A 26,077-nucleotide genomic window follows, 5' to 3' on the forward strand; every position below is an offset into this window, starting at 1 on the left:
TCCTATCAGGCGAGCGGCGAGCGCAGCCATTGCCATACAAATAAAAGGAACTGAAAAAGTGTTTTTAAACTTTTTCAGTTTCTTCCATATTCGCTACGGGGCACTTCGGAAGTGACAACCGAAGCCAAAGAGCGGACTTCTAGTTGTCATTCCTCCACTGCCCTACGCTCGTGACCAAAGGCGCTTGCGCTTTTCTTATCGCATTAGATAATTTAAGTTAATGCGACAAATGTTGGATTCGTTTCGTCATTACCAAATAGTATTGTTCAGGGTATAAAGGGGATATAGGGGATTTTGGATAGAAATAAAAAATGTTAGGAAAGGGGTTTTTTAAAAAATGAAAGGATTACTACTATATTTATCGATGATCATAATTTTATTTGGATGTTCAGCAAGTCTCGAGATGAAAAAATCCTTCGTGGATAAAAGGGCAGATGAGTTTGTTGTCAGCGAGGAGGAAAACAAGGTTGACTTCAATGCATTAACAGACTTTAACTGGGATAAGGCTTACGTGTTTACCCCTTATACCCCTGTTGATCAAATCTCAGAGACACTAGGTGAAGAGTGGAATCATTCCACAGCTATTAGTTATTTAGATACGATTAATTTAATTATCTTTATGGAGGATGGAGAGGTAGTTAAGTACGTCGAACTCTCTCGGTTATATGGTGATTTCTCACAAGATGTGGTTAGGGAAGGGTTTACACCGGATGAGGCAATCGTTACAGTTATCCCAACAAGGTAATATAATAATTCATCCCTTTTTCCGAAAATCAAAGTTCATAGCTTTGTAACGGTTACGAGAAGAAAGGGAGCAGATTAAATGGTAGTATAAATATATTCCTGTTTAAATAACTTACTAATGGTAATAACATCGCAAAATTCGTTTATCTTTTAGAAATGAAACCTAGTAGTAATATCAAATTTCCGTAATTTTCACACAAAAAAATTAGTAAAAAAAAATGGGAAACCTCATTGACAATGATTCTCATTCCCGATATACTCGTAGTTGTGGATGAGGTTGATAATCATTCTCAACCAACTGCAATCATTTAATAAAACACCTCATTTACATAATACAAGAATGCTTAGGGGGATTTACACAATGCACAAGGCACTAAAAATGATTTTATTTGGTTTACTTGCACTTATGCTATTTGTTGCTGCGGGGTGCGGCAATGATTCTGATGATTCACAGGGGGCAGAAGACGATTCAGAACCGGAAACGCAAGAAGATACGGATGGCGATTCTGATGATGAAGATGAAGTAGTGGAACTAGGTGGTCAACTTGTAGTATACTCAGCACGTAATGAAAACTTCGTTCAACCGCTTTTAGATAAGTTTACAGCTGAAACAGGAATTGAAGTATTGCCGCTTCATGGAGCAGATCCGTTACAGATTCAAGAAGAAGCTGGGAATGTCCAGGCGGACGTATTTATCTCCAACGATCTTGGTGCTTTAGGGTACTTAGGTAATCAAGGTTTATTGGCTGGATCTAATCCAGAAGGAATTGAAACAATCCCAGCAGAATTTCGTGCGGATGATAACTCGTATTTTTCAATCTCTGCAAGATCAAGAGGGTTTATCTATAATAAAGATTTAATTACAGAAGAAGAAATGCCGAAGAGTATCGAAGATTTATTTGATGCAAAATGGGCTGACGTTGAGGGCGGTTATGCAATCACTCGTGGCGGTAACGGAGGAATGTTAGGAAACGTTTCTGCACTACGTTATGAGTGGGGTGATGAGCGTACAGAAGAGTGGGTTGCAGCCATTAAAGAAAATGCTGCTGGTATCTATGAAGGACACGGGGATATCCGTCGGGCAGTAGGTGCTGGAAACCACGCGTTTGGACTTGTAAACAACTATTATTTCCATCAACAATTACTAGAACCAGAAGATAACAATGTTGGCTTCATCTATCTTGATCAAGAAGATGGACAAATGGGTGTCATTGCAAACGCTGCAGGTGTTGGTTTAGTAAATGGTGCTCCAAATGCCGACAATGCGTTAGTTTTCCTTGAGTGGGTATTAAAGCCTGAAAATCAAGTTGCTTTTGTAGGGGAATCTTTAGAGTTACTGATCAACTCAGAATACGGTGCGGTTTACCCACCTGAAGTAGAGCCTCATGTGGTTGAATTTACTGACTTAAAGGTTCAAGATATGCCTATTAAGGAGCTTGGAAACTATTTTGAAGGTACAAAAGAACTTATTGAAAGATCTGGATTAGATCTTGAGTTGAGATAAAGATAAATTAATTGAAACACCGGGAGAGGGCAGAATGACTAAGGATAATGGGACGAAGGAAAAGTCACAATTAAATGATCAGGATGCCAAGGTTGGGGGAAAGTTTCCCCCAGCCATTCTCCATTTCTTTCGGAGAAAATGGTTTGATATTTGGAATGGGAATCCACCGGGCTTTGTACTGGTTTCTTTAGGGCTTTTTGTCGCTGCTATTATGTCCATTCCAATTATTTATGTCGTTTGGCGTTCTATGTTTGCAGGAGTAGATAGATGGATGCGTTTACTTGATCAGCGTATTCCACAACTCTTATGGAATACCTTCTCTCTTACTTTTGCGGTGACTGCCTGTGCGTTAGTGATCGGAGTGTCGTTAGCCTGGATCGTAGTCCGAACAGACATTCCAGGACGAAAAATGTGGCAGTGGCTTTTGGCATTACCGTTAGTGATCCCCCCTTATGTGGGAGCAGTCGCTTATATTATTGTCTTTGGTCCTAGTGGATGGGTTCGTAATTTTTGGCGTGATACTCCATGGTTAGAAGGGGTGTTTGGCAATTATCCCATCGATATATATACATTTTGGGGTGTGTTTTTCGTTTTAACGATGTTTACATATCCATATGTGTTTTTGATTGCTAGTGCATCGTTACGTAAAATGAACCGAAACTTTGAAGAAGTGGCGCGGTCACAAGGAATGAATACAGCTCAAGTGTTTTGGAAAGTGAATTTACCATTTTTACGGCCTGCAATTGGTGCTGGAGCCATTTTAATTTCCTTATATGTCTTGTCTGATTTCGGGGCCATTGCCATGCTTCGTTATGTGACATTCACTGCAGCAATTTACTTTCAGCGGGCAAGTTTTGATACAGCATCTGCCTCTGTATTGAGCTTAGTGCTAATTGTGTTGACCGTACTAATTTTATGGATAGAAGCCCGTACCCGACGGAAAAATAAGTATTATCAAACAACAAATTCCTATAAAGCTCCTGACATTCTCCCCCTTGGGAAATGGAAGCCAGTTACGATGCTTTATGTTGGTGTAATATTTGCGTTATCTGTACTATTACCAATTACTGTTCTTGGATATTGGTCGGTTGTGGGGATTGAACGGGGAGCGATTGATGAACGTTTTTTCGGATTCGCATGGAATAGTCTAAAGGTATCCGGATTTGCAGCCTTGTTATGTATGGTATTGGCTTTGCCGATTATTTATCTAAAGTCACGGTATCCTTCGTTTATTTCTGCAGGAATTGATAAGTTAAGTTATGCTGGGTATGCACTTCCAGGCGTAATTGTGGCGTTAGGCTTTGTATTCATATTTAATAATCATTTACCGTTTTTATATAATACTTTTTACATGGTGGCACTTGCTTTCGTTGTTCGCTTCCTGCCACAGGCGATGCAGGCAGGGGAGGCATCCTTGAGTCTAGTATCCCCTAGAATTGATGAAGCGGCACGGAGTTTAGGGTATCCACCATGGAAGGTCATGATCAAAGTAATCATTCCGTCCATATTGCCGGGAGTGCTGGCTGGTGGAGCACTTGTATTTGTCAGTTCCATCAAAGAATTACCGGCAACTCTCATGCTTCGTCCTCCTGGATTTGATACTTTAGCAGTTCGGGTATACTATGAGGCATCTGAAGCACTGTATCATCAAGCTGCCCCGGCAGCATTATTAATCATTTTAGTATCGGTTATTCCCTTACGATATCTTCTGAAAAAATACTGATCGGGTGGTGCCAGGCACCACCCGATTTTTGTCGACTCAAGCTGTATATAAATAATATGCTTCCACAAGGGGATACTAATGAATGCATTCATGACGGGAGGAGGGAAGAAGATGGAGTTTGATTCTCACTTACAACTTGGGGAATTGGCACCGGATTTTTTACTATCATCCACTCAAAAAGAAAAAATTGCCTTATCTGACTATCGTAACAAGAAAAATGTTCTCGTGGCGTTTTATCCCCTTGACTTCACTCCTGGTTGAATTAAGGAGATTACCTCTTGGAAAGAGGACTATAAAAAGTTTCAGCAGTTGGATTCGGAAGTGCTCGCCATCAGTGTGGATCATATCTATGCTCACAATGTTTTTGCGGCGAGCCTAGGAACACTCCCATATCCCCTCTTGTCTGACTGGCATAAGGAAACCGCAAAAAAGTATAATGTCTTTCATGAAAAGAATGAAACAGCGATTCGATCTGTATTTGTGGTTAACAAAGAAGGCCAACTTGCCTTTAGAAATACATCCTTTGATGCGCAAAAGAAAGAGGATTATAATGAAGTCTTCTCAGAGCTCGAAAAACTGAATGAAAGAAAGTGAAAAGCTATAAAAGAAATGAGAAGGTAAAAAAAAGCTGTTCCTAAAGGTTATTTAACGACATTTAGGAACAGCTTTTTGAGGTTCTAATGGGGTACTAATTCCCCTCCCTAAAACCCCAAAACTAGATTAAGTTTAAAGTTTAATATAGCACAACACGAGTTTCTTATTCCTCATGTATAACCCTTAAATCCCCATTCCAAGGACCTGTGAGACGATCGGTTAGCTGCGAAACCGTAATAGTCATTTTTTTGGAAGCCTCCACATAGTCTTTGTCAATAAACATACTTATATATGGTCTGGACCACTCGCCGTCTCTTCCGCTGCCCCGGGATCCAAAGTCCTCCGTACCTGCGTTTAAACCAGTATCATTGACTATACTTACAAGGTTAGGAAGACGCCATGTATCATTCATACTGGCTGACTGCTGAATACTTTCCTGGAACCAAACATCATAAATTTCGCTGGTTGAAATACGATCGATGGCATTATCTCCCCCTGAATAATCGAATTCATGGGAGAGTTGGAACATGACGCCCCGATCATCCCAATAGAGACGGTCTAAATATATAGAAGTACCCCGTACATTGGCGATTATCTCATTTAACTCTTTCGACTGACCAGGTGAATCCATCTCCCCATGGAAGTCACTGGCTTCAATGTCAAATGTGAGACTTTCCCCTGTGATCAGCTTCAACCCTTCCAGCTCAAGTTCAAATGATGATGGGATGGTGTTAAGTGCCTCAAATTGTATACGGTAGTAAGGTATTTCCTGATTTTCACGAGGATTTTGATCCCCACCTTTTTCCACATCAACTGTAGAATCTTCGTTAGCTTGGGAACCAGTCCCATTTGGTTCAGGGGAACTCCATAACGTAACCTCTTCTCCCGTGTCGGTTTTTAATGTTCCAGCCATGAGGTAAATTTGATCATCAGCAAAACGATCAGATTCCGATTCTAGAGTATTTTTGCGGGATCCATTTCCTTCCAAACTACTTTCGAAATCAAACAACAAGTAAGATTTTTGTGGCTCCAGTACAATCTGGTGAAAAATAAATTCCCCAATCTCATCGATCTTAAGCTTTCCTTCAACATCCACTATCAAGGTGGTATTGAGATTTGGATCGTATTCGATACTAAATAACATCTCCGGAACACTAATTTTTTCCCCATCTGCTGGATTAGAACGGAATGCTACCTCCAAATCAAGAGAAACATCACGAACTACTATTTCCTCTGCACGTTCTGCCATCTCATATGTGTTGCTAAAAACGTAATAACTATAGTAAACATTATCAAAAACCACACCTTCACCAGTACTCATTGCCCCGTCAAAATACTGCACCGAACTGTGGTCGACTTCACCGGTACTCGTGAGCCAATTAAATCTGGGGTGACTCATATACGGAATCCTCCCGTCCATTTGGTAAAAAATATAGATATGCTCCTTGGTATACCAGACTCGGTCAATAGCGAAAGTCCCCGCACCATTCGGGATTTCAATCTCTTGGTGCATATCTATCACCCATCCAGCTTCTTCCGCACGGAGTAAGCCAGGGACCTTATCATGGAAAAAAGCATAGATTTCTTCTTCTGTATCAACATAATGAACTGGAGGGGGCTGTTCTCTATTTAATCCAAACTGATAACTAATACCACTGACTAATAACGTTATCACCACTACAACTGCTAGCAATAGGATGGCTCCTTTCTTTAATCGTTCCATCCACTGGCGGAAGGTGGCTGTCTCAGGTAAACTTTCCTTCATCTTATCTAGAACCGGGTCCGTGTTTTCACTCATACTTTCCATCTGCTCACGGCAGGAATCGCATTCCTTCACATGAACCTCCACGATCTCCCTTGATATATCACTCACTTCCTCTTCCACATATAGGGGAAGTAGGTCTTCAATAAGTTTACAAGGATAATTATTTTTCTTGTCCATGATTTAACCCCTCCTTTTGAACAAAAGTTTGTTTAAAATTCCCCCTAGCCCGATTTATGTTGACTTTGACCCAAGCAAGGGACCGTCCTGTAATAATCCCAATTTCCTCATAGGATAGCTCTTCCCAATCCCTAAGTATAAGGACCTCACGTTGTTTTTCTGGAAGATCCCGGAGGGTTTCCCCCATCAGACGGATTCGCTCACTTTCTAAAATCTTATCTAAAGGATCTGATTCCTCACTCTGAAGAGGTATCTCAATCAAAGGGAGATCCTTCGTAAATTTTTTTCTTGACCAATTGTTGTGGGTGAATTTGGCAACTTTAAAAAGCCATGTAGTTATGTGGGAATCCCCTTTAAAACGGTGAAAAGACTTAACTACCTGAAAAAACGTTTCCTGAGTTAACTCTTCAGCCACGTGGTAATTTCCGGTCATTCCATACAGATAGCGAAAAATAGGCTTTTCATATGATTTATATAATTCTTCTATTTTTGACATGGATTGCATCACCCTTTTGGAGTCCTGATTATATAGTGTCATAAGCTTCAAAAAAGTTACACTAGAAAGTATTTTAAGATAAATGTTGGCTAGAGTCTGTCATCACTTGATTCAGATACCAGTTGCATTCTCCTCCGAAAACGATTATGATAATATTGGAAACATTACCTTTGTATTCTAGGTAGGTGAGAAAATTCATGTTTAACAGAGAACTTGTCAAAGGAAGCACCTCACTTATGCTGCTCCAGCTTTTAGATGAGAAAGACATGTATGGTTATGAAATCGTTAAAGAGATGGAATCCAGGAGTGGCAACATTTTGCAAGTGAAGGAAGGAACATTGTATCCAGCCTTGCACAAACTGGAAAAACAGCATTATATTGAGTCCTATTGGAAAGAGCCTGATAGAGGCCCGGCCAGAAAGTATTACCGTATTACAGCGGAAGGTAAAGAAATACTGGAGCAAAAAACATCAGAGTGGCAGAGTTTCGTAAAAGTCGTAGATAAGGTCATTAGCAGAAAAGGAAAAGGGTATGATTCAGTCTAAAGAAGATTATTTATATGCATTGGCAAACCAAATCCGAAACAGTTCCAGCCCCCACTCCAAAAAGGACCTTATACATGAAATTGACATGCATATTACTGAAATGCTTTTTGACCTGAAGGAATTCGATGGGCTTGATGAAGCAACTGCCATGGAAAAAGTCGTTGATCGACTGGGAACACCGGAACAAGTGGCAAAAGAATTTCTGGAAGAAACAGATGTTACTCCCACAAAAATGCAGTGGATGTTTATCTCAATCAATCTTCTGTTTTTCATTGGTGGGATTGCATTGACCGTAACCTATAATTTACTTCCGGTGACAATCATTGATGAATTGTGGCTTGGATTAACTAGCATTACAACCCTTATCATAATACTTTATATGTTTTTTTGGGTATTGCTTGGCTATGAAATTGGTAAGGAATTTGGTTTAGGGGGAAAAGCCCTCCTTTTCAAAACTTTTTATATTGCCTTACTACCTAATTTAATTTTAATGAGCTTAGTTGTTTTTCAAATCATGCCCTCTAGTTGGTTTGATCCATTACTAACACCGTCTTTTATCGCTGTATGCATACTGTGTACTGCCTTTCTTTATCCAATCAGTTACGCAGGCTTTCGCTGGGGAACGATTCGATCCGTTTGATTAATATTGCAAGGTAAAGGCAATTGCAATTTCCTTGAAAAATTCGAATCGTTTCTAAAAAATTTTCTTCAACTATTTAGAATAACTATGTATCATAACATTAGATCCTTCACGAAACACACTATTTTTTTGGATGGATAAGTAGAATTACTATGTAGTGATGTGGAGCTATCACCTACCTCATTTGGTCGGAATCGAGGGGGGATAGTTCCCGAAAGGTCGCAATCTACAACCGTATGGTCATTATCAGATCAATATAGTTTTCTTTTCTAGGAAAATTTTTACTAAACTATATAGAATTTCTTTGTAGGAGTAGATCTGAAGTTCCAATCAACCAACCTTAAAAGGAGAGAGACAAAATGAATTTTAAAAAAGAAACCTTATTTACAGCACTATGCCTTGTTTTAGCTATCTTCGCTGACTACAGCCTGTTCAGTGGACCAGTGGGAATATCCTATAGTGTCTTTTTGGCCGTATTCTACACTTTCTTTTTTACGTCCTTCAGGAGAACCACTTTCCATCACAAGCAGATTAGTGGATTAGTGTTCTTCTCGATTTTAGCCTTAACGTTAGCCTTCGCCATCTATTCTAATTCTTTATTTAATGGACTTAATTTTCTTCTAGTACCAATCCTCGTTTTTGTCCATATCGTTCTATTAACAAACTCATCTCCGATCAAATGGTACAGAAGTGAATTTATAATGATTCTGTTTGAAAAAGTAGGTCAAATGATGAAATGTTCCGTGGTTATGTTCACGTATCAAAGTCGTAAAATAAAACGGAGAATGACCGATTCCACTTACCAAACAGGAAAAAGGATAGGGCTTGGAGTCCTTTTATCCATGCCATTACTCTTTGTGGTGACGGTTTTATTATCCTCAGCAGACCAGGAGTTTGCCCGGATTCTCATGTTGATTCCGGAAAAACTTTTTTCATTGGAACTGGACATTGTATGGACTGCCGTAAAAGTCATTCTCCTTACAGTTGGATTTATTTGCTTTTTCAAAGTCATTAAAAAGAAATCAGAAGTGGAAAGCTACGAGTTTTATGGGAAGAAGGACAGGGAGTGGGATGGGATCGTCCTTTCGACGATACTACTGTTTATTAATCTTGTGTATCTTCTTTTTGTAGCTGTACAGTTTCAATACTTTTTCAGTGGTTCACTACAGGAGGGATTTTCGTATGCGGAATATGCGCGGCGTGGCTTTTTTGAATTAGTTTTAGTTACGATGATTAACTATATTATTCTCTTATGTACATTGACTTTTCACCGTCAAAAATCACGGCTGATTAATGGTCTTTTAACCTTTTTGATTACCTTTAGTGTCATCATGTTGTCATCCGCTTTTATGCGCCTAATGTTGTATGAAAAAGCTTATGGCTTTACCACATCTAGAATTCTAGCACACGCTTTTATGATTTACCTATTTGTGGCCTTTGCATTTACGTTAGTGAAAGTATGGGCACCACAACTTTCTCTGGCCAGATTTTACATTTTATTTTCGATTCTATTTTACGTTGGATTGAACATGATCAATATAGATTTAATTATTGTAACGAACAATATTGAGCGATATGAACAAACAGAAAAGCTGGATGTGGAGTATTTGACAAATCTGTCCTATTCAGCGATTCCACCACTTGTTGAACTTCACCACCGTGATCCGGAGATACAGGAATTGGAAGACATGCTCCTCATGAAAAAGAAGTATCTTTCCGAGGAAGAAGGGAGATGGCAATCCTTTAATGTCTCTCGAGAAAGGGCAAAAACAGCGTTAGAAAAGCTAGAATGAAACAATCGGGTGGTGACAGGCACTTGTCGAACGTCGACAAGTGCCTGTCACCTTACCACTTCAAGTTTGCATTGGCGTTAAGATAAGGGAGCCAGTGCTGTTCCACGACATCCCTTCTAATAACATTATGGTGGTTAAAAATTGTTGTAGCCGTTTGTGTCAAAACGGCTGTCTCCTGATCAAACCCATTGACTCCAGATCGTCCAAACAAAGGATCCAGCCGTAACAGACCGACAGGCATGCGTTGAACCCATGAATCATTTGCAGCAACTTCATTTCTCACTCTTATGACTTTTCCTTCATCATATTGTTTTTCCCAGTCGAAATTACGGTTAATAATGGATCCTGTCAAGATAATCGATTGAAATCTTACGGGAATATTCGATCCAAAACCAGTTAAATAACTAGCTATGATAAATGTGCCAAAGGAATGGGCAATGATTGAAATGGGAATATCACGATAGCGCATTTGCATATCAAAGATCCAATTTCGAAAGTGATTAATGATACGTCGTCTTCTTTTACTCAAAAACAACAAATCAATCCAATTATTTCTGTAAACATATGGGGCAAAGATCCATCCCTGACTACTTGCGATTGGAGCGATTTCTGTATTCCATTCTGCATTCGTGAGTATTCCGTGCATCGTGACTAGCATTCCCTGAGGTTCAATGGTAGAAGGAGCACTGCCACCACTCTCACTATTCTTTAATGGAGCAGTGGAACCAGACTGGAAACCTGTAAAACCTTTTACTTCTTCCTTTTCGTTTCCAATCTCACCATTTAATTCAAGCTTTACAATCCCGGTATAGTCCCCATGTAAAGTCTGAGAAAAGGAATGGAGATGATTCATAATAGTTGCTGGTTCGTCTAAAGATGAATAATAAAGATGAATCGGAGTATTTTCAATAACCAGTTTTCGAAGTCTGCCAGGGATATCTTTCGCTTCTTTAAAAACAATTACAATATTTATTTCAACAGGTTGTTCAAAAGAAGATACAAAAGCCCCTCCAAATAAAAGGGAAGAACCCCTCCTTCTTTTTGAAAAGTTCACGATATTTCTTATTACATCACGAAATTTACCCCGAAAAGGTCCTGAAGCAAACCGGTCCAATATATTTTTTATCTCAGCAGTATGAACTCCAGGTGGAAGATAACCAGTATCTGTGAAATCAGGAAGAGTCTTGAAATTGGAAGCATCTCCAAAAACCTCAACGGCAACTTCTCCCTTTTCAAAAGCAAACGCCCGTTGATAACTACTTGGGAGAAAAAGGGACTGCTTATTCCTTTTCCTGTTAGGTAGGACCATTTCCTTTAAAAGATAGTCCTTCAGTTTGGAAAAACTACTTGAGTAATCATCCCGGAAGTCAAACACCACCATGTTCACGAGGAGGTTAACAGAAATGTCAACATCCTCCAGTAATATAGCGATAATCCTATTATCCGTAACTCTTGAATCAAATGCCGCGACTAATTTTTTCAAAAAAGAAGATTGAACACTTTCTTCTGACAAAACGATGATTAGATAATCACAATGCCGGGATTCTTCAACTCTTTGTTCTTGCAAAAAATAGTTTTCCTCTGTTGGCATCTTAGGTGTCATCTCTTCGTCTACTATTCGTATGCCATTTAGCTCAAGATCATTTGCAAGTCTGTCAGCTATTTGCTGATCCCTTTCCACATAATTCATGAAAAAACGTTTCATCTATCGCACCCCCATTTCCGAAATACTCTGATAATAATAAGTATACATTTAATACTTCATTATTTGGTATAATTGAATAGAATATATGGAAATTAGTTGCTAGTTTTCTAGAACTTATACCTAGTACTAAAATATAATTGTATAAACGTTGACTGGGGTGAAAAGAAAAAAATGGAGCAAAGCTTAGGTCTTCATACTGTGTTTAAGGAACAAAGTAAGATTATTGAAATGATAGCATTGGAAAATTTGCCCCTAAGCCACATTCTTGCAGAATTGATTAGAACCATTGATTTATTGATGCCAGAAATGAATTCTTCTATACTTCTATATGATGCCCAAACAAATACATTAGGTAATGGAATTGGACCGAAACTACCGCAGTCATATTTAGAGGCACTGGATGGTTTAAAAGTAGGACCGAATGTTGGGTCATGTGGTTCTGCTGTGTATAATCGGGAGACAATAATCGTAGCTGATACCCGGACAGACCCACGCTGGAAAAACTTTCAGGAACTCTGTATCCAATACGATATTAAATCTTGCTGGTCAAAACCAATTATCTCATCCAGCAACGAAGTTCTTGGAACGCTTGCATTTTATTACAATGAAATAAAAGAACCGACCATAGAGGAACGGGAATTAATCGATACATTTACGAACTTAGCCGGACTGATTATCTCTAAAAAGCGAACGGAAGAAACCTTATATTTATCTAATCGAGTAGTAGAAAACAGTCCTGTTATTTTAATGAGGTGGAAGGCGGAAGAAGGCTGGCCGTTAGAATATGTCTCAAACAATGTGAACCGGTTAGGGTATACCCCTCAGGAGTTCTTATCAGGAGACATTGTTTTTGCATCGATTATTCATCCAGATGATCTTACGAGAGTCGGAGAAGAAGTAACATATTACTCCGAACATTGGATCGACGATTTTACCCAAGAGTACAGGATTTTTACAAAAGATAGACATATCAGGTGGATTGATGACCGAACAGTCATTAAGCGAAACAAAAAAGGAGTTATCACTCATTATCAAGGGACGATACTCGATATTACAGAGCGTAAGGAAGCGGAGGTAACAATAAAGTTCCTCGCAGACAATGACCCATTAACACATCTTCCAAATCGGAGAGTATTTCTGGAACGCCTAAATGTCAACATTTCCAAGGCAAAACTGGAAAATACGAAAGTGGCTGTTTTATTTTTAGACCTCGATAACTTTAAAGATGTTAATGACTTAATGGGGCATCTTTACGGGGATCAGTTGCTGATGGTGGTCTCAGAGCTCCTGAAAAAATGTGTTCCGGATAACGGAATGGTTTCCCGTGTCTCTGGTGACGAATTTGCATTTATATTGTGGAATGTGGATGGAATGCAGCAAGTGACCGAGTTTACTCAATGTCTCTTGGCTTCGTTCCAGTCTCCCATTATCGTGGAAGAAAAGGAATTCCAAATAACTGCTAGTATTGGGGCATGTCTCTACCCAGACCACGGTGATGATCCGGAATTGTTGATTGCAAAGGCAGACCATGCCATGTACAATGCCAAAAAATCCGGGAAAAACAATTTTCAATTGTTCACAACAGAGCTTTACGACTCGATCCTATTAAAAAAACAACTGGAACAGGAAATGAAGTTTGCATTAAGTGGAAATCAGTTTACCTTATGCTATCAACCTATCATTGATATTCATTCAGGGGAATTATCCAGTGTGGAGGCATTGATTCGTTGGAACCATCCAACCAGGGGACTCATCTCGCCAATACACTTTATCCCATTAGCAGAAGAGACAGGATTGATTTATGCTATCGATGAATGGGTACTGGAGAATGCGTGTCGGCAGAATGCCATTTGGAAAGAAAAGGGATATCAACCGTTAACAATGAGTATTAACCTGTCTGCAAGGCAATTTTACAATAAAGAACTGGTGCATAATGTGGAGAAACTCTTATCCGAATTAGATCTTCCACCAGAGTTCTTAACGTTGGAAATGACTGAAGGAACTCTCATGCAACATACATCAGATACGGTTCAAGTGCTAACCAACTTGAAAAAAATTGGTGTAAAAACATCTTTAGATGATTTTGGCACAGGCTATTCATCCTTAAGTTATTTAAAAAATCTTCCGATTACAAATTTAAAAATAGACCGTTCTTTTATCTCAGACTTGTTTTTAGACCGTCGAAACGGACCGATTGTGGAAGCTATTTTTACGTTAGCGTCCCATCTTGACCTTACAATTATTGCGGAGGGAGTAGAAACGGTAGAGCAACTGGAGTTTTTGAAAAAAACGAATTGTAAATTTGCACAGGGAGGATTCATTAGTTCCCCCGTTACAGCAGAAGAAATGGAAGCAATACTTAAGTGAAGTGAATACGACTTTACTTTATATAAGGAAAAGTGGTTAACAAAATATAAATTTATAGATTTTCCGAAAGGAAAACACTCTACGGTGCGATAGCACGCCCTTTAGAGGTGGGATAAGAGTGAGGTCAGATACGAGTGCCACTAAAAACGGAAAGTTTGTAGTACTTCAAGTCTCTGAAAATGGCACTCTTAAAGGCTGGAGGAGGAAGGGAAGGGAAGGACAAAAGAGAGTGCGAGCCCTCGTCTTTTGTCGCAACCTAGAGGAGGAAGCGACAAAAGAGTAGCTGAGCCTCGCCCTAGTGTCGCATCCTGAAGGAGGAAGCGACAAAACAGCATCATCGCCCTCGTCTTTTGTCGCAACCTAGAGGAAGGAAGCGACAAAAGAGCATCAATGCTCTCGTCTTTTGTCGCAACCTAGAGGGGGAAGCGACAAAACAGCATCATCGCCCTCGTCTTTTGTCGCAACCTAGAGGAAGGAAGCGACAAAAGAGCATGATTGCTCTTGTCTTTTGTCGCAACCTAGAGGAAGGAAGCGACAAAAGAGCATGATTGCTCACGTCTTTTGTCGCAACCTAGAGGAGGAAGCGACAAAAGAGCATCAATGCTCTTGTCTAATGTCGCAACCTAGAGGAAGGAAGCGACAAAACAGCACCAATGCCCTCGTCTTTTGTCGCAACCTAGAGGAGGAAGCGACAAAAGAGCATCAATGCTCACGTCTTTTGTCGCAAACCTAGAGGAGGAAGTGACAAAACGGCATCATTTCTCTCGTCTTTTGTCGCAACCTAGTGGAGGAAGCGACAAAAGAGCATGATTGCTCTTGTCTTTTGTCGCAACCTAGAGGAGGAAGCGACAAAACAGCATCGTTGCCCTTGTCAAATGTCGCAACCTAGAGGAGGAAGCGACAAAAGAGCATCATTGCCCTTGTCAAATGTCGCAACCTAGAGGAGGAAGCGACAAAACAACATCAATGCCCTCGTCTTTTGTCGCAACCTGAAGGAGGAAGCGACAAAAGAGCGAGCGACGAGCGAAGCCATTGTCATACAAGTAAAGGGCACTGAAAAAGTGGTTTTATCCTTTTTCAGTGGCCTCGTCTTTGACTTAGGAGGGGGAATGGAATACCCTCATCTTGGAGGCTGTTCAAAACAGTGTAACCAATCCACAGAAATGGCGTGCGAACGTTTAGTCATTCAAATCATCCAAGAACCCCACCCACCCGTTAAACTGAAAGGTTTGGGGCTTGCGACTTTAGGCGTGGGAATCTTAATTTTTAATATTTCAGCCAATAACCAATGAGTTTTATGTACTCTTGGAAAACAATGGTTCGACTGAATTCATTTTCCCACCACTGATTAGCGTTAAAAAAAGAATTTTGGGCTGATACATAGGTTAGTTCCATATTAGTCCCTTGAAATACTTTCTCAAAGATGAATTTGCTTCGGCGCATGTGAAATTCACTAGAAACAACGATGGCAGAATTAAATTCTAAATTCAGCATGATTTCCTTTGTAAATACGGCGTTTTCATAAGTACTATCTGCCAGTGTTTCATAAATAATATTTTCCTCTGGAATTCCTGCATCTATCGCAATATCCACATCTAAGAAATTAGAATCGGATAAGATTAAATGTTCTCCATAGCCAGCGGTGATTAAGGAGACTCCTGTTTCCATTCGATTATCATAACCGCTGAGGACTATGACCGCATCAGAAGGAATGGGAGAATTATGAATAACTAAAAAGGTCCCAGCCTTCCAAAACAGAAATCCTATTACGACTGAGAAAAAGAACAGAATGATGAAGACCTTAACAATGAACGACTTCTTTTCACTTCGTTTTTCCATAAAGGTCATTCCCACGACGATTCTCCTTCCTAGTATTTTCCGATTATGTATATCGTACTACGAGAACAGAAGATGTCATGTGCTCTTTGACCCAATTCCTAGAATTAGTTCAAGGTAATCCTCCATAACTTTTGGTATTTAGGGTGAGAATTCGATCGTAAAAATTCCTATTATTCGACTTATTTTTTTCGTTTTTATAAGCAATATATCCCAAAAAAACTGCATTTTACACAAAATATTCAAAAATTAGTGATAAATGTAACACACGGGGGAGGTAAAATGGTTTATGATAGTTTTATACTACTTTTGTAAGGAGTGGAGATTTATGCACCTCTTAAGTGATGAATTAATCATTAAAGCTTATAAAGATGCTATTCGATATGAACTATCTTCTGAGTTTATTGATGTTTTACATAAAGAAATAACAGCTAGGCGCCTGGAAGTAGATTATTACGGCTGAATGTTCACTAATTAGAACGAATTGTGAAGTCTAATGATTATTATTACCATTAGGGAAGGGGGAAGGTCTATGTGAACACGACCTCCCCCCTTCTTATTCTAACTATAAGTTCCAGCTTTCAACATCTCATCTACTTCAATCCAACTAATCTTTTAAATTAATCTTCTCTTTGAACACATCTAAGGTTGTATCAGAGTAAACCTCTTTCCTCGGTATTTCGTAAAGGGAATCCCCTGGAACAGCATCGCGATATTCCACCGTAAACGCCATTTCAAAACCTGCTTCTTCTAAAATCTCGATACTTTCATCCTTATATGCTCCGTATGGATAAGCAAAGGAACGGTTTTGATTTGCAAGATTTGTAATACTTTTCTCTAAATCCTCTAGAATCTCTTCCCTTGGTTTAAATTCCATAAATGCTGCCTGATTAAAGGTCCGCTGATGAAAATTATACGTGTGGCTTTGAAATTCAAATACATCACAACTGGATTCAATGTCGGAAACACTTAAATATTGAAATTCATTTGCCTTATACTTTCTATCATTCAATGAAATGGCACTGGTGATCATAAAATTTAGAGCCGTAAATCCGTGTTCTTTCAAAATCGGGTATGCTTCGTTGTAATTATCCTTAAACCCATCATCGAAGGTTAATACAATACTATTTTTAGGAACGTCCAACTGCCCCATCAGGAAAAGTTGTAATTCTAGTGAAGTTAATGTCGTATAGTCATGTTCCAATAATAGATCCATCTGTTTTTCAAATTCTGATTTTACTAGGATCGTGGAAAAGAGATTTCCGTTATCATCAAAATGAAATTCTTCAATATCCTCATCATCAATGATTCGGTGGTACATCAAAACAGTAATTTGTTCTGCCTTTTCTTCATCCGTTACGTCAAAATTCCTCACATTTTCGGTCCACTCCTGACAGGATGCAATTGGCAGAACTTCATCTGGAGGGAAAAAATCCGGTTCGGATGCAAGGGCTTCAGCAAAATCACTAAAATAGAACCGGACAACAATGGTGGAAATTACAATAAAGGATATAGTAAAAGTCATATTAGAAAATATTCTTTTCATAGGTTTTCCCTCCACAATTTTTTAGGCAGATATGCGCCTTGGTTTAAGGACCACTTCTTCGTCCCCAAACACTTGATAATTTTTACCAGTACGGGTAGCGGTATTCCATTGGTCCTTGTTAATAAAGTAGGCAACAGTACCAATGATGACAAACAGTAATCCCATAAAACGATAGGTGAGGATTTCAAATGGGAGGAATCGTAGAATCCTCCGATAATCTTTGTTGGAAAAATGTAAGTCAAACCGTTTGCTTACAATGAGCATTGCTATACTTTGATAGAGGGAAAGAACAAAGGTAGCTGTAAATAAGCCTAGTGCAATCATATAGTATTGATGATTTAATATGAGAATGACAGGGATCAGAATAACAGTAAACGCATTAATGGTCCCAAGTAACAACGATTCAAATAGGAAGAAAGCGGAAAGGCGAAACCCAAGTTTTTTAAAAAATGATGTTTTATACATTAATGCACAATCCACAAAGGCTTTCTGCCAACGAATCCTTTGACTGAATAAATCACGGTACGTCTCCGGACATTCTGTATAACAAAGGGCATTGGGGACGAACACCAATTTATGCTTACGGTATTTCATCTTAATAAGCCGCTGAATTCGTAAAGTAATGTCCATATCCTCACCGACGGTTTTCCGGAACCCATCAATCTCAAACAGTGTCCTTTTACGAAAGGCACCAAAGGCCCCGGCAATAACTGTTAGTGACTTCATTTTTGTCTGTGTTAATTTATGCAAATAAAAGGCAGTTAAATATTGAATGATTTGAAATCGAATAATCCCAGAGGTTAGAAATGTTGTTTTCGGTTTAGAATAATTCCCGCGAAATCCTTGACCAATGTGAACCATTCCCCCTGCAGCTAGTACCAGATCATCGTTAAAAGTGGAATTGATAGCCGTTAATGACTTCGGATCAAGAACACTATCCGCATCTAATGTGATAACAATTCCCTTTTTTGCATATTCAATCCCAGCATTCAGGGCATCTGCTTTTCCCCCATTCTCCTTATCAATGACAAGTATTTTAGGGTATAATGCCGATTGATATATCTCTCGAACATCTTCGTGGGGAATCTTTACTGCTGGCAATCGTTTAAAAGTTGGTTCCAACTGCAGATTCTCCTTTAACAGTTGCAATGTATTGTCTTTTGAACCATCGTTAATAATGATCGTTTCATGATTTTCATAATCGAGATGTAAAATGCCTTGTACACAATTTAAAATAACTTTTTCTTCATTGTAAGCTGGTACTAATATACTAATTCCTTTTTCCTTTTCCTTTATCATTTTCGTGTTTAACTTATTTTTTACTGTAAATAACGGTACGAATATATATATTAATTGGAAGAGAATGAAAATCGAAAACAAGGCGAGTGTTATTTTTAACAACATTATTGATCCCCTCCGGATTTTTGATAGACCCTTACATAATCCACTTCAAAGGATTGAGGAAAAACGGTAGTTTTATCTGGACTACCGGGCCAATCGCCCCCAATTGCTGTATTAATATATAAGTACATTTCCGTGTCAGGGATATAGGCTTCCGTACGGAAAACCTCTTCACCATCGATATACCAGATAATCGTATTTGGATCCCATTCCATTCCGAAAATGTGGAAACCCTGTGAAAAATCGGTGTTTGAGTATTTACTCTCTACCGTTTTCAATTCAGAATGTTCGTTGAGCCAATGTAAGACTGACCAGACTTCCTCGGTCTGGTGACCTAAAAATTCCATGATACTTATTTGTGGAAGCCAGGTGGATTCCACATTAGGCATCATCCAAAACGCTGGATAAATTCCTTGACCAATTGGAAGTTTTGCACGCATTTCCACTTTTCCATATTTAAAATAAAACTTGTCCTTTGAATGAACTGCCCCAGAAGTGTAGTCTCTCCCGTTGAAGTCTTCGTTTTTACTAACTAGTTTTAAGTGCCCATCGTCTACAAGAACATTGTCAGAGGTGTAAAACTGAAGTTCCTTGTTTTTTTCCGCTGCCCAATCTTCGGTATTCCATTTCTTTTCGTCTAAAAACTCTTTTTCAAATTCATCTTGCCAGATCAGTTCCCACCCATCCTTCTTAAAGGAGTGGTAGTAGGGCTCATTTGAGGAATCGATTAAACTATGGTTTAATAAACGTTCAGAAATAATTGGTTGAGCCGGGCGAAGAACAAGATAATCTGTGGTATTTTTTTTGGAAAAACTTGTGCTCGTACCTGGGAAAATGTTCATGACTGTCTTGTCCAATAGGGAATCAAAAGTACTAAACAGAAGAATCAGCATCGAAAAGACAGAAAACACTTTTATATCTTTTTTCATAGGAACCCCTTCATTTCTGGTGGATTTTTAATATTCATCAACAAGATGTACACTATTTAGAACCAATAACGTAAAAAAAGAGAATTTTGTTCTATATAAAGAATTAATCTTAGTATAGTCCGAATGTCATAAGAAATAAAACCTAAATAACGGCAAAAAATTCTTAAAAAAGAACAAATTTGTTCGTTATAAGAGAATAACCCTACCGATCTTACTTTTTTAAAGACTTCCTTTGTTTTTTACACTATTGTTTTAATTAGTAATTTATGATTAGAAACTTTTGTCAGAAGAGAGGATTGAGCTATACTATGTGGTTAAAGCTTGTGGTTGAAGGAAGGAGACAGTATACTCTACATCAATAGTAAAAATTGAAAGGGAAACTAGAAAAATTAAATAGAAATTTATCCGAGACTAGTTCATAATTAAAATGGTTAATTATTTTTGAAAATAGCATCTCTAGTGCAAAGTGTGCGATTTAAAGAACGTTTAAGAAACAGGAGACAAAACCTCCTGTATAAAACTTTTTCTACTTTTACTTAAAGGAGAACGAACATGTCAGAAGAGAACATAACAAGAATACATTTAGATGGAAAAGAGCTTATACTGATTGGGACAGCCCATGTTTCTAAACAAAGTGCGGAACAAGTTAAGGCCGTTGTTGAGAGGGAAAAGCCTGATACCGTTTGTGTGGAATTGGACGAGCAACGATATCAGTCCATTCAGGCAGGCAACAAGTGGAAAGACATGGATATTTTTAAAGTAATAAAAGAAAAAAAAGCTACTTTACTTTTAATGAATTTAATAATGTCTTCGTTTCAAAAACGGATTGCGAAGCAATTTGGTGTAAAACCGGGTCAGGAAATGATTCAAGGAATTGAATCGGCGAAGGAACATGGAGCGGAATTAGTTCTTGCGGATCGAAATATTCAGGTAACCTTTGCAAGAATATGGAGAGGGATGGGTTTATGGGGTAAAGCACAACTTCTTACCATAATCTTTGGAAGTATTTTTAGCAAAGAGACTGTGACCGAAGAAGAATTGGAAAAAATGAAATCTCAGGATATGCTTAATTCCATGCTGCACGAATTCACTGACGCATTTCCAAAATTGAAGGTGCCATTAATTGATGAACGGGACCGTTATTTGGCACAAAAGATTAAAACGGCCCCTGGAAACAAAGTGGTAGCAGTACTTGGAGCTGCCCATGTACCAGGTATTAAAGAGGAAATTAAAAAGGATCATGATTTAAGTGCTTTATCAAAACTGCCACCAAAGTCAAAGGCACCAAAAGTAATTGCTTGGATGATTCCTTTAATTATCCTTGGTATTATTGGCTATACCTTCTATTCTAATCCTTCTGCAGGGTTTCAACAAACGGTTAGTTGGATCTTATGGAATGGTTCCTTTTCTGCTATCGGTGCAGCGGTTGCTTATGGACACCCATTGACAATTTTAACGGCATTTCTCGTGGCACCACTTAGTTCATTAAATCCGTTAATGGCTGCAGGGTGGTTTGCAGGTGCTGTTCAAGCATTTGTCCGAAGACCGAATGTTGGTGATTTTGAAGCACTGTCCGATGATGTCCACTCTGCCAAAGGTTTTTGGAATAATAAGGTGACCCGAATTCTCTTAATTGTTGTGTTAACTAATGTGGGTAGTACTCTTGGGACATTTATTGGCGGAGCAGATGTCATACGATTGTTTATTCAAAACTTATAAGAATGATAGAAAGTAAGGACGAGTCTCTGTTGACTGACAAATGCAGGGACTCCTTTTTTTGTTTGGCTATTTTTTAGGGGCTAATGTTGAACCTAAGGGAAAAAAGAATCCTGAAACCTAAGTTAATTATTTTTTACCACAATGTTCAAATTCAGTCTCAAGTCGGATGAATTTTCTATCAATTAGTCTAATATGTTTGTTAAGGTAAAGGTTAATAACAACTCGTTTTTCAAATAAATATACCTTTGAACAGAAAGGATGATAGGATGACCTCTAAAAGTGTAAAAGAAAGTGAGCCAGTATCAGTAGCTATAGCAAGGAAAGGAAATCTCTCAAATAAATCTACAGAAGATACCACAAACATGGAATCTTCCATAAAACAACCAACAAAATTAGCAATTGAAGCCACTGGTCTAGTAAAAGTATTTGGTGAAAAACGCGCTGTAGACGGGGTGGATTTGGCGATTAAGGCAGGTACAGTGTATGGATTTCTGGGACCAAATGGGGCAGGGAAAACGACGACGATACGAATGCTTTCTACCTTGTTGAATCCTGATGAAGGTACCGCTATTATATTGGGACATGATTTAAATAAAGAGTCAAATGCCATAAGGAGTAAAGTAAGTTTGACGGGCCAGTTTGCTTCTGTGGATGAAGATTTATCAGGGCTTGAGAATCTTATTTTGATCGGACGGCTACTTGGTTTTTCCAGAAAAGCAGCAAAGGAAAGGGCAAGGGAACTCCTCAGCGCCTTTGGACTTGAGGATGCCGCAAAGCAACAGGTAAAGAATTACTCCGGGGGTATGAGACGAAGATTAGATATTGCTGCCAGCATTGTTGTCACCCCTGAACTTTTGTTTTTGGATGAACCGACCACCGGTTTAGACCCAAGAAGCCGAAATCAAGTATGGGACATAGTCAGGGCTTTGGTTAGTGCAGGGACAACAGTACTTCTTACCACACAATATTTGGATGAAGCAGATCAACTTGCTGATCGGATTGCCGTCATTGATCATGGGAAAATCATTGCAGAAGGGACGAGTGCTGAACTGAAGGCGTCGGTCGGTTCTGGTGTACTGCATGTGAGGGTTCTCGACCCGGAGAAAAGGTCTAAAGCGCAACTCATTCTTGCTCAAAAATTAAAGGTGCCAATTCAGGCTTTATCGGAACCAACTGCATTAACCGCTAGAGTAACCGATACTCAGCTTGTGGCGGAAGCCATTGGGGAATTAAGCCATTCCGGTATTGCTGTTACAGACTTTTCCCTTGGACAGCCAAGTTTGGATGAAGTATTCCTGACTTTGACTGGGAAACCGGCAGAATCCAAACGCAAACAAGATGAGAAGGGAGTGTAATTATCGATGAATACATCATCCACTTCCTCACACACGAATCAGGCATCTTCTATTGACAGTGTAAAATTAAAACAGGCACTCTTAACCCGGTCCCGACCGAAAAAGGCCAATTGGTTCTCGAATACAATGACATTCAGCTGGAGAGCTCTCTTGAAACTTAAATATATCCCTGAACAGCTTTTAGATGTCACTGTTTTTCCAATTATGTTCCTGCTCATGTTCACCTATTTATTCGGCGGGGCAATTGCAGGATCCACAGGGGATTATCTTCAGTTTTTATTACCAGGTATCCTAGTAATGACCGTCATCACCATCACTATGTATACTGGAATGGAATTAAACAATGACATTTCAAAAGGGATATTTGACCGGTTCCGATCACTTCCCATTTGGCGACCTTCTGTCCTGGTAGGGGCACTGTTCGTGGACGCAGTTAGATATTCGATCGCCTCTCTGATCATGATTGGACTTGGACTAATCCTAGGTTTCCGACCAGATGGTGGAACTATTGGTGTCATCTCTGCAGTAGGGCTATTGCTCCTTTTTTCTTTTAGTCTTTCCTGGATTTGGACGACACTTGGTCTCGTTTTGAGATCCGAAAAATCCCTGATGGGCGTAAGTATGATGGTTTTATTCCCATTAACCTTCATCAGCAACGTATTCGTGGATCCCTCTACTCTACCATCTTGGCTTCAAGCTTTTGTGGACATTAATCCCGTTTCTCTCTTAGTGACGGCAGTCCGAGGTTTGATGCATGGAGTAGCAACAACAGAACAAATTGGTGTGGTCATTATTGCCTCATTATTACTTATTCTCGTTTTTGCTCCACTGACGATGTTTTTATATAAGAACAAGAACTAGTTTTTGTTATTTAAAAAGGATGCCTCCTTTATCCGTCCGGAAAGGGGCATCCTTTTTAAAAAGATGAGAAAGCATAAGTTTTTGCATCTTCGGGCATTTTCTAGCTCCAGCGCCTACTCGCATGGGAACTGAAAAAGTGGTGCTTTTCCACTTTTACAGTCCCTAAGCAATGAGCGTAGCCGACGCAATCTTTAAAAAGCTTGATAGGAGTGGTTTTCTCCTATCATGCGAGCGACGAGCGCAGCCATTCCCATACAAATAAAAGCAACTGAAAAAGTAGTTTTAAACTTTTTCAGTTGCTTCTTAATCGCTATGGGGCACTTCGGAAGTGACAACCGAAGTCAAAGAGCGTACTTCTGTTGTCATTCCTGCACTGCCCTACGCTCGTGATCCTAGGCGCTTGCGCTTTTCTTAAAATGTAAGAAAGTATAAGTTTTTGCACCTTCGGGCAAGTTGTCTAGCTCCATCGCCTACTCGCTGCGGGGCACTTCGGAAGTGACAACCGAAGTCAAAGAGCGTACTTCTGTTGTCATTCCTGCACTGCCCTACGCTCGTGATCCTAGGCGCTTGCGCTTTTCTTAATAAGTAGGTATGAATTCCCTTTCAACAGATCGGGGGAAACTATTTAATTAATATGTTTTTCTCATGTATCTACCTTTTGGAAAGGGTAGAATAAGAGTATTAGAGTTTGGGAGGACGGGTAATACAATGCGACAGTTTCTGTTTTTGATTACACCTACCGTTTTAATTTATATAGGATTACATGTCTTTTCAAATGTTCCACTGACGTTTCTACTATTCTACAGCTGGCTATTAATAATCCCTCTCCTGAACGGTGGTGTACCATCTTTTTCTAGAATTACACTTGAAAAACTAGGTTGGAAGTTTTCAAATAAAAGCATGACGTACGGAATAATTAGTGGAGTATTCTTTTTTGTAGTTATATTTGGTGGACTTTCATTGTTACATGATTTTTTCTTTAATATGGAGCATCTTCGTTCATTACTTGACGTTTGGTGATTTTCTGGTAAGTCAATCATTTGGCTAATTTTTATATTAATAGTCATTAATCCAATTCTTGAGGAAGTTTACTGGCGTAATTTTATGTTAAAAAAACAAATGGGCGAATGGAACCGGCATTCTGCCATCTTCATCACTGCTTTTTTCTATACACTCTATCATTTTCTATCCATTCTCCCAATGTTTCAGGTGCCGCTAAACGTTGCTGCGGTAGTCCCCGTATTTGCCGCAGGAATTTTCTGGGGGTACTTGCGTGAAAAAACAGGTTCCATTGTTGGTTCCATTGTGAGTCATGCTTTGGCAGATATGGGGATTATCTGTGTCTACTTGTTTGTCATTCGGTAGAAAGTAATTCTAACCATAATAAAAAGGCTGGGACAAAAGTGTTTTAATCAATGAATGCAAATTCCGAATAAAGTGATAGTAAAATAATTCGCTATTGTTGTGTATTGTTCGGATTTTCAATTAAACACTTTAGTTATGTCCAGCCTCAAGTTTTTATTAATATTTACCTTGAGTTAGCAAAAATAATAATAAGAATTAAAACGATGAATATTCCGATTGTTACCATCCATGCCCCTTGATAATCCATGGCTGTTGGTGTTCGACCATCACCAGGTTCTGATTCATCTTCATCATTCGTGAGTGATTCCGAATGGATAGATTTAGCAGCACTCTTTTCCTGTTCCCCTTGTTCTGATGGAATCTTTCCATTTAATTTGGATAACTGTTCTATAATCTCTGCTAAGGCAATAAAAAACATACCAAGAGCGAATCCCCCAAACCAATATAATAGTAAAGCTACCCATATTTCTGAGCCGGAGACAACATAGTAACTAATTTGTGAAGCTTGGACAATTCCAGTGAAGAAAGCAATGATAAAGAATATAATTCCTACTGCAAATAGAATCTTTGAAATGCGGTTATTATATGACATCTGTAGTGCCCCCTAAATAGAATGTTAGATTAGAAATATGAAACTAGTATACTTTGAACTACTCACCACTTAACACCCTTTCGGGTTGTTAGAAGTGGGAGATTCTTGGGAATAGAGCGTACTTGTTAGCGTATTTCTTTGCCAACAGAGGTTTCTCTTATTGACCAAGCTATCCCCGTAGATTCCTACGGTTCTATTTTTTTGTTTAAGCCAAAACTAAGGTTCTTAAACCTTCGGCTAGGATATTTTTGCTGGCATTTATATCTCTATCGTGATGTTCGTTGCAAACAGGACAAGTCCAATCCCTTATTTCAAGAGATTTCTTGCCATCTTGATGTCCACAATCGGAACATATTTGACTAGACGGAAACCATCTGCTTATTTTCACGATTGTTTTACCATACCATTTCGCTTTGTATT

General features: G+C 39.0%; 23 protein-coding genes. 14 read left to right on the forward strand and 9 right to left on the reverse strand.

Going from position 1 to position 26,077, the window contains the following annotated elements; translation table 11 throughout:
* Nucleotides 1–337: 337 nt before the first annotated feature.
* From KS419_RS07205 to KS419_RS24820, 4 genes are all read left to right on the forward strand, one after another.
* Nucleotides 338–745, forward strand: a complete 408-nt coding sequence (locus tag KS419_RS07205; protein WP_217065448.1) for a hypothetical protein — start codon at nucleotides 338–340, stop codon at nucleotides 743–745.
* Between the two features lie 360 nt (nucleotides 746–1,105).
* Nucleotides 1,106–2,248: an extracellular solute-binding protein gene (locus KS419_RS07210; protein ID WP_217065449.1), complete on the forward strand. Its 1,143-nt coding sequence runs from the start codon at nucleotides 1,106–1,108 to the stop codon at nucleotides 2,246–2,248.
* Between the two features lie 34 nt (nucleotides 2,249–2,282).
* Nucleotides 2,283–3,971, forward strand: a complete 1,689-nt coding sequence (locus KS419_RS07215; protein ID WP_217065451.1) for an ABC transporter permease — start codon at nucleotides 2,283–2,285, stop codon at nucleotides 3,969–3,971.
* Between the two features lie 111 nt (nucleotides 3,972–4,082).
* Nucleotides 4,083–4,565, forward strand: a complete 483-nt coding sequence (locus KS419_RS24820) for a redoxin domain-containing protein (RefSeq protein ID WP_246593703.1) — start codon at nucleotides 4,083–4,085, stop codon at nucleotides 4,563–4,565.
* A gap of 163 nt (nucleotides 4,566–4,728) precedes the next feature.
* Here KS419_RS24820 and KS419_RS07230 read toward each other — a convergent pair whose 3' ends face one another.
* Nucleotides 4,729–6,507, reverse strand: coding sequence for a zf-HC2 domain-containing protein (locus KS419_RS07230; RefSeq protein WP_217065454.1), 1,779 nt, complete (start codon nucleotides 6,505–6,507; stop codon nucleotides 4,729–4,731).
* Nucleotides 6,491–7,003: an RNA polymerase sigma factor gene (locus KS419_RS07235; protein WP_217065455.1), complete on the reverse strand. Its 513-nt coding sequence runs from the start codon at nucleotides 7,001–7,003 to the stop codon at nucleotides 6,491–6,493. Before KS419_RS07235 ends, KS419_RS07230 begins: the two co-directional genes overlap by 17 nt.
* 197 nt (nucleotides 7,004–7,200) lie before the next feature.
* Here KS419_RS07235 and KS419_RS07240 point away from each other — a divergent pair, with 197 nt between their 5' ends.
* From KS419_RS07240 to KS419_RS07250, 3 genes are all read left to right on the forward strand, one after another.
* Entirely contained in the window at nucleotides 7,201–7,548 is a 348-nt protein-coding gene (locus KS419_RS07240) for a PadR family transcriptional regulator (protein WP_217065457.1), read from the forward strand.
* Nucleotides 7,535–8,188: an HAAS signaling domain-containing protein gene (locus tag KS419_RS07245; protein WP_217065458.1), complete on the forward strand. Its 654-nt coding sequence runs from the start codon at nucleotides 7,535–7,537 to the stop codon at nucleotides 8,186–8,188. Before KS419_RS07240 ends, KS419_RS07245 begins: the two co-directional genes overlap by 14 nt.
* 359 nt (nucleotides 8,189–8,547) lie before the next feature.
* Complete coding sequence (locus KS419_RS07250; RefSeq protein ID WP_217065459.1) at nucleotides 8,548–9,981, forward strand: DUF4153 domain-containing protein; 1,434 nt, start codon at nucleotides 8,548–8,550, stop codon at nucleotides 9,979–9,981.
* Nucleotides 9,982–10,033: 52 nt separating this feature from the next.
* Here the strand turns inward: KS419_RS07250 and KS419_RS07255 are convergent, their stop codons facing one another.
* A complete protein-coding gene (locus KS419_RS07255) occupies nucleotides 10,034–11,686 on the reverse strand; it encodes a toll/interleukin-1 receptor domain-containing protein (RefSeq protein WP_217065460.1) in 1,653 nt (550 codons plus the stop codon).
* Between the two features lie 171 nt (nucleotides 11,687–11,857).
* Between KS419_RS07255 and KS419_RS07260 the strand changes: the two genes are divergently transcribed.
* Nucleotides 11,858–14,053 carry a sensor domain-containing phosphodiesterase gene (locus tag KS419_RS07260; RefSeq protein WP_217065461.1) on the forward strand — a complete coding sequence of 732 codons (2,196 nt, stop codon included), beginning with the start codon at nucleotides 11,858–11,860 and terminating at the stop codon, nucleotides 14,051–14,053.
* 1,266 nt (nucleotides 14,054–15,319) lie between these two features.
* Here the strand turns inward: KS419_RS07260 and KS419_RS07265 are convergent.
* Nucleotides 15,320–15,892: a YdcF family protein gene (locus KS419_RS07265; RefSeq protein WP_217065462.1), complete on the reverse strand. Its 573-nt coding sequence runs from the start codon at nucleotides 15,890–15,892 to the stop codon at nucleotides 15,320–15,322.
* 286 nt (nucleotides 15,893–16,178) lie between these two features.
* On the opposite strand from KS419_RS07265, the gene sda reads away from it, so the two are divergent.
* Nucleotides 16,179–16,352 carry a sporulation histidine kinase inhibitor Sda gene (sda, locus tag KS419_RS07270; protein WP_246593701.1) on the forward strand — a complete coding sequence of 58 codons (174 nt, stop codon included), beginning with the start codon at nucleotides 16,179–16,181 and terminating at the stop codon, nucleotides 16,350–16,352.
* A gap of 144 nt (nucleotides 16,353–16,496) precedes the next feature.
* On the opposite strand, the gene KS419_RS07275 is transcribed toward sda, so the two are convergent.
* The 3 genes from KS419_RS07275 to KS419_RS07285 are packed head-to-tail and all read right to left on the reverse strand — an operon-like array spanning nucleotide 16,497 to nucleotide 19,765.
* The gene (locus tag KS419_RS07275; RefSeq protein ID WP_217065463.1) at nucleotides 16,497–17,435 is read right to left on the reverse strand and encodes a polysaccharide deacetylase family protein; all 939 of its coding nucleotides are present in this window, start codon (nucleotides 17,433–17,435) and stop codon (nucleotides 16,497–16,499) included.
* A gap of 21 nt (nucleotides 17,436–17,456) precedes the next feature.
* Entirely contained in the window at nucleotides 17,457–18,839 is a 1,383-nt protein-coding gene (locus KS419_RS07280) for a glycosyltransferase family 2 protein (protein ID WP_217065464.1), read from the reverse strand.
* Entirely contained in the window at nucleotides 18,839–19,765 is a 927-nt protein-coding gene (locus KS419_RS07285) for a glycoside hydrolase family 16 protein (RefSeq protein ID WP_246593702.1), read from the reverse strand. The genes KS419_RS07280 and KS419_RS07285 overlap by 1 nt, the downstream gene beginning before the upstream one ends.
* Before the next feature lie 552 nt (nucleotides 19,766–20,317).
* Between KS419_RS07285 and KS419_RS07290 the strand changes: the two genes are divergently transcribed.
* The 5 genes from KS419_RS07290 (at nucleotide 20,318) to KS419_RS07310 (ending at nucleotide 25,065) form a co-directional block, all read left to right on the forward strand.
* The gene (locus KS419_RS07290; protein WP_217065466.1) at nucleotides 20,318–21,484 is read left to right on the forward strand and encodes a TraB/GumN family protein; all 1,167 of its coding nucleotides are present in this window, start codon (nucleotides 20,318–20,320) and stop codon (nucleotides 21,482–21,484) included.
* Between the two features lie 362 nt (nucleotides 21,485–21,846).
* A complete protein-coding gene (locus KS419_RS07295; protein WP_217065476.1) occupies nucleotides 21,847–22,839 on the forward strand; it encodes an ATP-binding cassette domain-containing protein in 993 nt (330 codons plus the stop codon).
* 6 nt (nucleotides 22,840–22,845) lie between these two features.
* Nucleotides 22,846–23,700 carry an ABC transporter permease gene (locus KS419_RS07300; RefSeq protein WP_217065468.1) on the forward strand — a complete coding sequence of 285 codons (855 nt, stop codon included), beginning with the start codon at nucleotides 22,846–22,848 and terminating at the stop codon, nucleotides 23,698–23,700.
* Nucleotides 23,701–24,408: 708 nt separating this feature from the next.
* Nucleotides 24,409–24,720 (forward strand): hypothetical protein, encoded by a 312-nt coding sequence (locus KS419_RS07305; RefSeq protein ID WP_217065470.1) that lies wholly within the window; start codon nucleotides 24,409–24,411, stop codon nucleotides 24,718–24,720.
* An 18-nt stretch (nucleotides 24,721–24,738) separates the two neighbouring features.
* Nucleotides 24,739–25,065 carry a CPBP family intramembrane glutamic endopeptidase gene (locus KS419_RS07310; protein WP_343215034.1) on the forward strand — a complete coding sequence of 109 codons (327 nt, stop codon included), beginning with the start codon at nucleotides 24,739–24,741 and terminating at the stop codon, nucleotides 25,063–25,065.
* Between the two features lie 163 nt (nucleotides 25,066–25,228).
* Here the strand turns inward: KS419_RS07310 and KS419_RS07315 are convergent, their stop codons facing one another.
* Entirely contained in the window at nucleotides 25,229–25,657 is a 429-nt protein-coding gene (locus KS419_RS07315) for a hypothetical protein (RefSeq protein ID WP_217065472.1), read from the reverse strand.
* A gap of 205 nt (nucleotides 25,658–25,862) precedes the next feature.
* Nucleotides 25,863–26,077 (reverse strand): zinc ribbon domain-containing protein (locus KS419_RS07320; protein WP_217065473.1); only part of this gene is annotated, 215 nt, incomplete at its 5' end.

The sequence above is a fragment of the Evansella tamaricis genome, assembly GCF_019042215.1.
GTDB lineage: Bacteria > Bacillota > Bacilli > Bacillales > Salisediminibacteriaceae > Evansella > Evansella tamaricis.

What these genes read in the sequence shown, in the direction of transcription:
- KS419_RS07205 (WP_217065448.1), top strand. Translation starts at nt 338, where the DNA reads ATGAAAGGATTACTACTATATTTATCGATGATCATAATTTTATTTGGA.
- KS419_RS07210 (WP_217065449.1), top strand. Translation starts at nt 1,106, where the DNA reads ATGCACAAGGCACTAAAAATGATTTTATTTGGTTTACTTGCACTTATG.
- KS419_RS07215 (WP_217065451.1), top strand. Translation starts at nt 2,283, where the DNA reads ATGACTAAGGATAATGGGACGAAGGAAAAGTCACAATTAAATGATCAG.
- KS419_RS07230 (WP_217065454.1), bottom strand. Translation starts at nt 6,507, where the DNA reads ATGGACAAGAAAAATAATTATCCTTGTAAACTTATTGAAGACCTACTT.
- KS419_RS07235 (WP_217065455.1), bottom strand. Translation starts at nt 7,003, where the DNA reads ATGTCAAAAATAGAAGAATTATATAAATCATATGAAAAGCCTATTTTT.
- KS419_RS07240 (WP_217065457.1), top strand. Translation starts at nt 7,201, where the DNA reads ATGTTTAACAGAGAACTTGTCAAAGGAAGCACCTCACTTATGCTGCTC.
- KS419_RS07245 (WP_217065458.1), top strand. Translation starts at nt 7,535, where the DNA reads ATGATTCAGTCTAAAGAAGATTATTTATATGCATTGGCAAACCAAATC.
- KS419_RS07250 (WP_217065459.1), top strand. Translation starts at nt 8,548, where the DNA reads ATGAATTTTAAAAAAGAAACCTTATTTACAGCACTATGCCTTGTTTTA.
- KS419_RS07255 (WP_217065460.1), bottom strand. Translation starts at nt 11,686, where the DNA reads ATGAAACGTTTTTTCATGAATTATGTGGAAAGGGATCAGCAAATAGCT.
- KS419_RS07260 (WP_217065461.1), top strand. Translation starts at nt 11,858, where the DNA reads ATGGAGCAAAGCTTAGGTCTTCATACTGTGTTTAAGGAACAAAGTAAG.
- KS419_RS07265 (WP_217065462.1), bottom strand. Translation starts at nt 15,892, where the DNA reads ATGGAAAAACGAAGTGAAAAGAAGTCGTTCATTGTTAAGGTCTTCATC.
- sda (WP_246593701.1), top strand. Translation starts at nt 16,179, where the DNA reads ATGATAGTTTTATACTACTTTTGTAAGGAGTGGAGATTTATGCACCTC.
- KS419_RS07275 (WP_217065463.1), bottom strand. Translation starts at nt 17,435, where the DNA reads ATGAAAAGAATATTTTCTAATATGACTTTTACTATATCCTTTATTGTA.
- KS419_RS07280 (WP_217065464.1), bottom strand. Translation starts at nt 18,839, where the DNA reads ATGTTGTTAAAAATAACACTCGCCTTGTTTTCGATTTTCATTCTCTTC.
- KS419_RS07285 (WP_246593702.1), bottom strand. Translation starts at nt 19,765, where the DNA reads ATGAAAAAAGATATAAAAGTGTTTTCTGTCTTTTCGATGCTGATTCTT.
- KS419_RS07290 (WP_217065466.1), top strand. Translation starts at nt 20,318, where the DNA reads ATGTCAGAAGAGAACATAACAAGAATACATTTAGATGGAAAAGAGCTT.
- KS419_RS07295 (WP_217065476.1), top strand. Translation starts at nt 21,847, where the DNA reads ATGGAATCTTCCATAAAACAACCAACAAAATTAGCAATTGAAGCCACT.
- KS419_RS07300 (WP_217065468.1), top strand. Translation starts at nt 22,846, where the DNA reads ATGAATACATCATCCACTTCCTCACACACGAATCAGGCATCTTCTATT.
- KS419_RS07305 (WP_217065470.1), top strand. Translation starts at nt 24,409, where the DNA reads ATGCGACAGTTTCTGTTTTTGATTACACCTACCGTTTTAATTTATATA.
- KS419_RS07315 (WP_217065472.1), bottom strand. Translation starts at nt 25,657, where the DNA reads ATGTCATATAATAACCGCATTTCAAAGATTCTATTTGCAGTAGGAATT.